8 protein-coding genes are annotated in these 10,177 nt (G+C 58.8%); 2 read left to right on the plus strand and 6 right to left on the minus strand.

The annotated features are described in order from the left end of the window. Window positions 1–70: 70 nt before the first annotated feature. The 6 genes from ACZ3HH_RS05980 to ACZ3HH_RS06005 all read right to left on the minus strand — a co-directional run bounded on the left by ACZ3HH_RS05980 (window position 71) and on the right by ACZ3HH_RS06005 (window position 6,668). A complete protein-coding gene (locus tag ACZ3HH_RS05980; protein WP_465803377.1) occupies window positions 71–997 on the minus strand; it encodes an ABC transporter permease in 927 nt (308 codons plus the stop codon). Then, window positions 997–2,103 (minus strand): ABC transporter permease, encoded by a 1,107-nt coding sequence (locus ACZ3HH_RS05985; RefSeq protein WP_465803379.1) that lies wholly within the window; start codon window positions 2,101–2,103, stop codon window positions 997–999. Before ACZ3HH_RS05985 ends, ACZ3HH_RS05980 begins: the two co-directional genes overlap by 1 nt. 11 nt (window positions 2,104–2,114) lie before the next feature. Further along, window positions 2,115–3,680 carry an ABC transporter ATP-binding protein gene (locus ACZ3HH_RS05990; RefSeq protein WP_465803380.1) on the minus strand — a complete coding sequence of 522 codons (1,566 nt, stop codon included), beginning with the start codon at window positions 3,678–3,680 and terminating at the stop codon, window positions 2,115–2,117. 615 nt (window positions 3,681–4,295) lie between these two features. Next, window positions 4,296–4,877 carry an IMPACT family protein gene (locus tag ACZ3HH_RS05995; RefSeq protein ID WP_465803382.1) on the minus strand — a complete coding sequence of 194 codons (582 nt, stop codon included), beginning with the start codon at window positions 4,875–4,877 and terminating at the stop codon, window positions 4,296–4,298. A 7-nt stretch (window positions 4,878–4,884) separates the two neighbouring features. Beyond that, the gene (locus ACZ3HH_RS06000; RefSeq protein WP_465803384.1) at window positions 4,885–5,535 is read right to left on the minus strand and encodes a TetR/AcrR family transcriptional regulator; all 651 of its coding nucleotides are present in this window, start codon (window positions 5,533–5,535) and stop codon (window positions 4,885–4,887) included. Window positions 5,536–5,747: 212 nt separating this feature from the next. Next, complete coding sequence (locus ACZ3HH_RS06005) at window positions 5,748–6,668, minus strand: LysR family transcriptional regulator (protein ID WP_008006295.1); 921 nt, start codon at window positions 6,666–6,668, stop codon at window positions 5,748–5,750. A 139-nt stretch (window positions 6,669–6,807) separates the two neighbouring features. Here ACZ3HH_RS06005 and aptA point away from each other — a divergent pair, with 139 nt between their 5' ends. Together aptA and ACZ3HH_RS06015 are read left to right on the plus strand one after the other, a co-directional pair. Next, complete coding sequence (aptA, locus tag ACZ3HH_RS06010; RefSeq protein ID WP_258619861.1) at window positions 6,808–8,157, plus strand: omega-aminotransferase AptA; 1,350 nt, start codon at window positions 6,808–6,810, stop codon at window positions 8,155–8,157. 79 nt (window positions 8,158–8,236) lie between these two features. Further along, on the plus strand, window positions 8,237–9,730 hold the full coding sequence (locus ACZ3HH_RS06015; RefSeq protein ID WP_007906810.1) for a CoA-acylating methylmalonate-semialdehyde dehydrogenase: 1,494 nt from the start codon (window positions 8,237–8,239) through the stop codon (window positions 9,728–9,730). The last annotated feature ends 447 nt before the right edge of the window (window positions 9,731–10,177 follow it).

Consider the following 10,177-nt stretch of genomic DNA (forward strand, 5'->3'; position numbering starts at 1 on the left):
CACGGAATTTTCGATCGACACAAAACTTGTGGGAGCGGGCTTGCCCGCGATGAGGCCCTTGAAGTCTTCGCTAATGCCCCGCCTGCCACGGCTGCCCCAACGACACCGGCGCATACAACCGTGTGCGCACGGCATCCCGTGACAGCAGCACCAACACCACAATGGTCGCGACATACGGCAGCATCGCCAGCAGGCTCGACGGAACCGCCAGCCCCAACCCCTGCGCCACCAAATGCAGGATGCTGGCGAGCCCGAACAGATACGCCCCGAGCAGCAATCGCCACACCCGCCAACTGGCAAACACCACCAGCGCCAGAGCAATCCAGCCGCGACCGGCGCTCATGTTTTCCGCCCACATCGGCGTGTAGGCCAGGGACAAATAAGCCCCGGCCAACCCCGCCATGGCCCCGCCGAACAGCACCGCCAGCGTGCGCACGCGCAACACCGGCAAGCCCATGGCGCTGGCCGCGTCCGGGCTTTCGCCGACCGCTTGAATAATCAACCCGACGCGACTTTTCAGAATCACCCAGGCCACTAACGTGAACAGCGCGAACGACAGATACACCAGCAAGTCCTGAGCAAACAGCATCCGCCCAATCAGCGGGATTTCACTCAAGAATGGAATCGCCATCGGCTCGAAACCCGCCAATGGTTTGCCAACCCACGCTGCACCGACAAAGGTCGACAGGCCCACGCCGAAGATCGTCAACGCCAACCCGGTCGCCACCTGATTGGCGTTGAACACCAGTGCCACCAAGGCGAACAGCGACGACAACAGCATCCCGGCGAGCATGGCCAGCAACACGCCAAGCCAGAGGTTGCCGCTGTTCAGCGCGACGATAAAACCGATCACCGCGCCAAACAGCATCATGCCTTCCTGCCCCAGATTGAGGACGCCACTCTTCTCGCAAATCAGCTCGCCCAGCGCCACCAGCAACAATGGCGTACCGCAGCGAACCATGGCGTAGAAAATATTGCTCAGCAGATCGATATCCATCACAGGGCTCCTGCGTGTACGGCGGTGGTGGGTGCACGGCGAGCCCAGCGCAGGTTCAAACGAGGTCGGTAGAGAATCAACACGTCACTGGCCAACAGGAAAAACAGCATCATCCCCTGGAACAATTGAGTGATGGCTTGCGGCAGGTTCATGCTCATCTGCGCGCTCTCGCCGCCGATGTACAGCAGTGCCATCAACAGGCTGGAAAACAGAATACCGATGGGATTCAGTCGCCCGAGAAACGCTACGGTGATCGCCGCATAGCCGTAACCCGGTGAGACTTGCGGCACCAGTTGGCCTATCGGCCCAGTGACTTCGCACACCCCGGCCAATCCCGCCAAACCGCCGCTGATCAACAGCGCCAGCCAGATCAGCCGCTTCTCGCGAAAGCCGACGAAACCGGCGGCGCGCTTGTCCAGCCCGAGCACTTTGATCTGGAAGCCGACAAAGCTTTTCTGCAGCAATACCCACACCGCCACCAGCGCGAGCAAGGCAAAATACACACCGGCGTGAACCCGGCCGTCCTCCATCAAAAGCGGCAGTCGACTGGCATCGCCGAACATCGCCGACTCTGGAAAGTTGAACCCGGCCGGGTCCTTCAGCGGCCCGTGGACGCAGAACAGCAGCAGGTTCAGGGCGATGTAATTGAGCATGATGCTGGTGAGGATTTCATTGGCGTTGAAGCGCGTGCGCAACCATGCCGTCAGCCCGGCCCACGCGGCACCGGCCAAGGTGCCGACCACCAGGATCAGCACCAGCGCCCAGCGACTTTGCAAGCCAATGATGTTCACCGCCAACGCACTGCCGGCGAGGGCGCCGACCAGCAACTGACCTTCGGCGCCGATGTTCCAGATCCGCGCCTGATACGCCACCGCCAGGCCCAATGCGCAGAGCAAAATCGGCAACGCTTTGACCAACAATTCGGAGACGCCGTACAAGTCGCTGATCGGTGCAATCAGCAACGTGTGCAAGGTCAGCACCGGATCGTGGCCCAGCGCGATAAACAGCAATGAGCCACAGCCCAGCGTCAACACGGCCGCCAGCAAGGGCGAGCACCACAACATCAGGCGTGATTGCTGGCCACGGGGTTCGAGAGAAAGCAGCATGTGAAACTCCGTTAAAGCGCTACGGGGGCAGGTGAATGAGGGGTATCGAACTGGCCGGCCATCCAGCCGCCGACGTCGCTCAGATGGGTGTCGATGGTGGCCTGCAAGGGCGACAGCCGACCGCCGCACAGGGCGCCGAGGCGGTCGCTGATTTGGAACAATTCGTCGAGGTCTTCAGAGATCACTAGAATCGCCGCGCCAGCGTCGCGCAAGGCAATCAATGCCCGGTGAATGGTCGCGGCCGCGCCGACGTCCACGCCCCATGTCGGGTGCGCGGCCACCAGCAATTTGGGCTGCTGGAGGATTTCCCGGCCGAGAATGAATTTTTGCAGGTTGCCGCCGGACAGGCTGCGAGCCGGTGCCTGGGCATCGGGTGTCTTGACCCCGAAGCGGCGGATGATGTCTTTGGCCAGCGCTTCGACCTTGCTGCGCTGGATCAGCCCGTTGCTGACCAGTCCCTGTTGAAACGCGGTGAGCAGGGCGTTATCGGCCAGGCTCAGTTCCGGCACCGCGCCATGCCCCAGACGCTCAGCGGGGACGAATGCCAAGCCAAGTTTACGTCGAGCATCCGGGCGCAAATGGGCCACCGGTTGCCCGCCGAAACTGATCGTTGCGCTGTCATCGCGAGGTAACCGTTCTTCACCACTGAGCAAGGCCAGCAACTCATCCTGACCATTACCGGCCACTCCGGCGACACCGACGATTTCGCCGCTGCGCACGTCGAAATCAATATTCTTCAGAGAGCAGCCGAACGGGTCCGGGTTGTGCCAGGACAATCCCGTCACACTCAAAAATGCATCAGCGCCAATGACCTTTGGATAGTCGGTGATCAGCTCGGCGGCTTCACCGACCATCAACTGCGCCAGTTGCCGATCCGAGCACTCCGCCGGCACGCAATGCCCGGCCACCCGACCGCCGCGCAACACCGTGGCGCTGTGGCACAACGCGCGCACTTCGCCGAGCTTGTGGCTGATAAACAGAATGCTGCAGCCCTCGGCGGCCAGTCGGCGCAATGTGACAAACAATTCGTCGGCCTCTTGCGGAGTCAGTACCGACGTTGGCTCATCGAGAATCAACAGGCGGATGTCCTGCATCAGGCAGCGAATGATTTCCACCCGCTGACGTTCGCCAATGGACAGGCTGTGGACAAGTCGCTCCGGTTCCAGGGCCATGCCGTAGCGTTGGGACACTTCGCGAATCTTCGGCTCAAGCTGCTTCGGTGTTCCTGCCGCAGCGCCCATTGCCAGCGCGATGTTCTGCGCCACGCTCAGGGTTTCGAACAGCGAGAAATGCTGGAACACCATGCCAATCCCGAGGCCGCGCGCCTGGGCCGGGTTGTGCATGGTCACGCGCTGGCCCTGCCAGATCATTTCCCCTGAGTCGGCGTGAGTGACGCCGTAGATGATCTTCATCAGGGTACTTTTGCCCGCACCGTTTTCACCGAGCAGGGCGTGGATTTCACCGGGCGCAATGCTCAAGTCGATGGCATCGTTGGCCAGGCAACCGGGGTAACGTTTGCTGATTCTGCGCAGTTGCAGGCGAGGTATTTGATCGGGGATCGGCGCGGGGTTGGACATGACAGGCTCAGGTCGACAGAAGTTATGCCTGGGGATAAAGCAATTTCCTGGCCATTGAGTCAGGAAATCGACAAGGCCTTGCTGGAATAGGGGTTGTGGAGGATGCCCCGTCATATTCCAATTCCGAATCAGGCACCACTTGAGGGCACGTTCTTTGATCAGGCTCCGGTTTTGCGCGCGCTGAATTGATCAAAAAACGAGCAATACCCTGCAAGCTATGTCGGACATGGGGCTGCGCCAGCCATGAACGGGTTATCCACAGGTTGTTCCACAGTATTTGTGCGCAAGCCGACCGGAGGGGCATAAGCACTGAGGGGCTTTCTTCTAATGGCGATAAACCGCTCTAACTGATTGTTTTTACGTGGAATAAATGTGGCTGCTGGGGATTTGGATGAAAAATGAGCAAAGCCCGCAAAGCCGCATGACAGAAGGGTTACAGCGGAATGTGCTCAGGTTATCCACAGCCGGGTGCACAGCAGATGTGGGCAAGTATCGAAGGCAGGGCAAATCGGGGCGCCCCAAAAGATCGCAGCCTTCGGCGGCTCTCACAGGATTGCATTTCTTACGGATGTACACGGTCGGCGGAGCTGCCGCGGGCTGCGATCTTTTGATCTTTTATCGCTGCAACAAAATTCGCCCGCGACTCAAGTCCGCTAGCTGCATCTGCAAGGTATCTATCTGCCCCTCGCCGATCGCCAATTGCAGTTCCACGCCATTGGCCGTAAAGGTTTCCTCCACCACCAAACCGCCCAGTTCCGCTACCCGAAGCTTTACCAGCGCCAACTCGCCAAACGCACAGGCACAACTGACCGGCACCCGGCTGATCAGCTCGACCTTCGGCGCCCCTTGCAGGCATTTGTTGGCACCGCCGCCATAGGCCCGGGCGAGGCCGCCGGTGCCCAGTTGAATGCCGCCATACCAGCGGATCACCAGCACCGCGACCTGATCGCAATCTTGCGCTTCGATCGCTGCCAGAATCGGCCGGCCAGCGGTGCCGCCGGGTTCGCCATCGTCATTGCTGCGGTATTGATCGCCGAGTTTCCAGGCCCAGCAATTGTGCGAGGCGTTCAAATCACTGTGCTGCTCGATAAACGCTTGGGCATCAGCTGCGCTAGTGATTGGTCCGGCGAGGGCGATGAAGCGGCTTTTGCGAATCTCTTCGCGGTATTCGCAAAAACCGCTGAGGGTGAAAGGCATAAGTGTCTTAGATATCAGTCGTCAGGCCGCAGCCTTTGAGAATGATGCGGATCAGGTTGTTGCCGGCGTCTTCCATGTCTTGCTTGGTCAACTTTGTGCGCCCGGTGACACGGCAGATCTGCGTGGCAAAATCGGCGTAATGCTGGGTGCTGCCCCACAGCAGGAAGATCAGGTGCACCGGTTCGACCGGGTCCATTTTGCCGGCGTCAATCCACGCCTGAAACACTGCGGCCCGGCCCTGAAACCAGGTGCGATAGTCCTGGTTGAAATGCTCGCTCAGGCATTCGCCGCCGCTGATGACCTCCATGGCGAAGAGCCGCGAAGCCTGTGGCCGGCGTCGGGAGAATTCCATTTTTGCGCGGATATATCGGGTCAATGCTTCTGCCGGATCATCCTCGACGGTCAGGGTATTGAAAGTGCTGTCCCACAATTCAAGAATGTTACTCAGCACCGCCACGTACAAACCGAGTTTGTTGGTGAAGTAGTAATGCAGATTCGCTTTGGGCAATCCGGCATTCTGCGCGATGGTGTTCATGCTGGTGCCTTTGAACCCGTGACGGGCGAACTCGTCTTCGGCGGCTTTGATGATGGTCTCTTCGTTCTTCTGACGAATGCGGCTGGCGGGTTTGCCGCCGTGGGCTGGGACTTCAAAGGTCATAGGCACTTCCGAACAGGTAAATGGGTGCAACCAGATGCGTTGATAGCGCACCCGCAGGCCGCAGACAAGTCCTGTTGCGATAAAACCTGAACACCATAATCCCTGTGGGAGCGGGCTTGCTCGCGAAGGCGGTGTGTCAGTTGTATAAATATCGGCTGACACTCCCTCTTCGCGAGCAAGTCGGATCGCCGCACCGCCGCTCCCACAAGTTCTCAACGCGTCGCCGCCAGGCTCTCCAGAAAACTCTCCAGCACCAAGTGAGGACGACGGCCCTTGCGTGTGACCGATGCCAGGCTCAGGTCATAAAAGCGCGCCTTGGGTTTCAGTGCACGCAATCGGCCCTGCTGCACCCAGAGGCTGGCGTAATGATCCGGCAGATAACCGATGTAGCGTCCGGTCAAAATCAGGAATGCCATGCCTTCGCGATCCGACGCACTGGCGGTGCAATTGAGTGCCTGGTAATGGGCCTGAATCTCGGCGGGCAAGCGGAAGGTCGGGGCGATGGCGTCCTGGCTATTGAGGCGTTCATCGTCCAGTTGTTTGTCGTCGACATAGAACAACGGATGGCCGACCGCGCAATACAACAGCGAGCGTTCGCTGTAGAGCGGCTGATATTCCAGACCCGATAGCGCGCTGGCTTGTGGCACCACTCCGACGTGCAAGCGACCGTCGAGCACGCCTTGTTCGACTTCATTGGGCGCGATCATGCGGATCTGGATCTGCACGTCCGGACCACGCTCCTTCAACTGCGCCAAGGCGTGAGTAATGCGCATGTGGGGCAGGGTGACCAGATTGTCGGTCAGGCCAATGGTCAACTCTCCGCGCAAGTGCTGGTGGAGGCCGTTGACCTCGGTGCGGAAACTTTCCAGCGCACTTAATAGCTGCAGCGCTGATTGGTAGACCTCGCGGCCTTCTTCGGTCAGGGAAAAACCGGCGCGACCGCGTTGGCACAGACGCAGGCCGAGGCGTTGCTCCAGATCGCTCATCTGCTGGCTGATCGCCGAGCGACCGATCCCCAGCACCGATTCTGCTGCGGAGAAGCCGCCGCATTCCACGACGCTGCGAAAAATCCGCAACAGGCGGATATCAAAGTCACTGACTTGCGCCAGCGGATCGGGACGACGGCTGCTCATGCTTTGTTTACTCAAAGTTTAGTAGCGGGCTGACTGAAGGTTAGAAAAGTTGGATTTCACCGACTTTATCTCCGTGGCAATTTAGCTGCAAGAACGCTTTTCATCTCCACGCCGCTTATTGCCCTGCGAGGTTTTGCCCATGAACGTGCCTGAAAACGCCCCGACTTCCCTGGCCAGCCAGCTCAAGCTCGATGCTCACTGGATGCCCTACACCGCGAACCGCAATTTCCAGCGCGACCCGCGACTGATCGTGGCTGCCGAGGGCAGTTGGCTGACAGATGACAAGGGCCGCAAGGTCTACGATTCGCTCTCGGGGCTGTGGACCTGCGGCGCCGGACACACCCGCAAGGAAATCCAGGAAGCGGTGGCCAAGCAATTGGGCACCCTCGATTACTCGCCGGGCTTCCAGTACGGGCATCCGTTGTCGTTCCAGTTGGCCGAGAAAATCACCGACCTGACGCCGGGCAATCTGAATCACGTGTTCTTCACCGACTCGGGTTCCGAGTGTGCAGACACAGCGGTGAAAATGGTGCGTGCTTACTGGCGCCTGAAAGGCCAGGCCACCAAAACCAAAATGATCGGTCGCGCTCGTGGTTATCACGGTGTGAACATCGCCGGCACCAGCCTCGGCGGCGTGAACGGCAACCGCAAACTGTTCGGTCAGGCGATGATGGACGTCGATCACCTGCCGCACACTTTGCTGGCGAGCAATGCGTTTTCCCGTGGGATGCCGGAGCTGGGTGGTATCGCCCTGGCCGATGAACTGCTCAAGCTGATCGAGTTGCACGATGCCTCGAACATTGCTGCGGTATTCGTCGAACCCATGGCTGGTTCCGCTGGCGTTCTGGTTCCACCACAGGGTTATCTCAAGCGTCTGCGCGAGATCTGCGATCAGCACAATATCCTGCTGGTGTTCGACGAAGTGATCACCGGTTTCGGGCGTACCGGTTCGATGTTCGGCGCCGACAGTTTCGGCGTGACTCCTGACCTGATGTGCATTGCCAAGCAAGTCACCAACGGCGCGATCCCGATGGGCGCGGTGATTGCCAGCTCCGAGATCTATCAAACCTTCATGAACCAGGCGACGCCTGAATACGCGGTGGAATTCCCGCACGGCTACACCTATTCCGCACACCCGGTGGCTTGTGCTGCGGGCCTTGCGGCATTGGACCTGCTGCAAAAGGAAAACCTGGTGCAGAGCGTGGCGGAAGTGGCGCCGCATTTCGAAAATGCGTTGCATGGTCTGAAGGGCTCGAAAAACGTCATCGACATTCGTAACTACGGGTTGGCCGGTGCCATCCAGATTGCACCTCGCGACGGCGATGCGATCGTGCGTCCGTTCGAAGCCGGCATGGCTCTGTGGAAAGCCGGGTTCTATGTGCGCTTCGGCGGCGATACCCTGCAGTTCGGCCCAACCTTCAACAGCAAGCCGCAAGACCTCGATCGTCTGTTCGACGCGGTTGGCGAAGTGCTGAACAAAATCGACTGATTTTTCCCTCTATTCCCTCTAATAGAAAGAAAGGCGCCCTTTGAAGGGCGCCCGTGGACAACTTTTTCAGGAGCCCCGCATGAGCCTTATCCCGCATTTGATCAATGGCGAACTGGTGACCGAAGACGGTCGTACGGCCGACGTGTTCAACCCGTCCACCGGTCAAGCGATCCACAAGCTGCCATTGGCCAGCCGTGAAACCATTCAAAAAGCTATCGACTCGGCCAAAGCTGCGTTCCCGGCCTGGCGTAACACTCCGCCGGCCAAGCGTGCTCAGGTGATGTTCCGCTTCAAGCAACTGCTGGAACAGAACGAAGCCCGCATCGCACAACTGATCAGTGAAGAACATGGCAAGACCCTGGAAGATGCGGCCGGTGAATTGAAGCGCGGGATCGAGAACGTCGAGTTCGCCTGTGCTGCACCGGAAATTCTCAAGGGCGAGTACAGCCGTAACGTAGGGCCGAACATTGATGCCTGGTCGGACTTCCAGCCATTGGGTGTGGTGGCCGGTATTACCCCGTTCAACTTCCCGGCCATGGTGCCGCTGTGGATGTATCCGTTGGCGATCGTCTGCGGCAACTGCTTTATCCTGAAACCGTCCGAGCGTGATCCAAGCTCGACGCTGCTGATTGCTCAATTGTTACTGGAAGCCGGCCTGCCGAAAGGCGTGCTGAGTGTGGTGCATGGTGATAAGGCCGCTGTGGATGCCCTGATCGAAGCGCCGGAAGTCAAAGCGCTGAGCTTTGTCGGTTCGACGCCGATTGCCGAATACATTTACGCCGAAGGCACCAAGCGCGGCAAACGCGTCCAAGCGCTGGGCGGGGCGAAGAACCACGCGGTATTAATGCCAGATGCGGATCTGGATAACGCAGTCAGCGCACTGATGGGTGCGGCGTACGGTTCGTGCGGTGAGCGCTGCATGGCAATCTCGGTAGCCGTGTGCGTCGGCGATCAGGTGGCCGATGCGTTGGTGGCCAAACTGGTGCCGCAGGTCAAAGCGCTGAAAATCGGTGCGGGTACGACCTGTGGCTTGGACATGGGGCCGCTGGTTTCTGGTCAGGCTCGCGATAAAGTCAGTGGCTATATAGAAGACGGCGTTTCAGCGGGTGCGACGTTGGTGGTGGATGGTCGTGGTCTGAGCGTGGCCGGTCATGAAGAAGGTTTCTTCCTGGGCGGTTGTCTGTTCGATAACGTCACGCCAGAAATGCGCATCTATAAAGAAGAAATCTTCGGGCCGGTACTGTGCGTCGTCCGGGTCAACAGCCTGGAAGAGGCGATGCAACTGATCAACGATCACGAGTATGGCAACGGCACCTGTATCTTCACTCGTGATGGAGAAGCGGCGCGGTTGTTTTGCGATGAGATTGAAGTGGGCATGGTCGGCGTCAACGTGCCATTGCCAGTGCCAGTGGCTTATCACAGCTTTGGCGGCTGGAAGCGTTCGCTGTTCGGCGATCTGCATGCGTATGGTCCGGATGGCGTGCGTTTCTACACTCGTCGCAAGGCTATTACCCAGCGCTGGCCGCAACGAGCGAGCCATGAGGCTTCGCAGTTCGCATTCCCTAGCTTGTAAGTAGAAGGGCAGAAGGCCGACCTCTTGAGGTCGGCCTTCGTGTTTTCGGGCTTTTTGGACTTATATGACAGAAATGTGAAGATTGGTGTTGACGGCAGATTCTGGAAGTCTATAATTCGCCCCACTTCCGGCGCAGTCGAAACGGAAAACTCCTTGGCAAACAAAGAGTTACGCAGTTTTCGGCAGCGGTTACGCTTCAGTTCATCGAAGCCAGAAGGAGTTGGTAAGGCAGTGTGTTTTCGCCTTATTGACGGTTCGATCTTCTCGGTCGAAAGCGGAGAAAAAGAGGTGTTGACAGCAGCGAGTAACGCTGTAGAATTCGCCTCCCGCTAACGAGAGATCGGAAGCGCAAGTGGTTGAAGTTGCAAAGGAAACTTTGAAAACTTCTGAAAATAACCGCTTGACAGCAACAGAGGCTGCTGTAGAATGCGCGCCTCGGTTGAGACG

The sequence above is a fragment of the Pseudomonas sp. PME37.24/025 genome, from assembly GCF_055556615.1.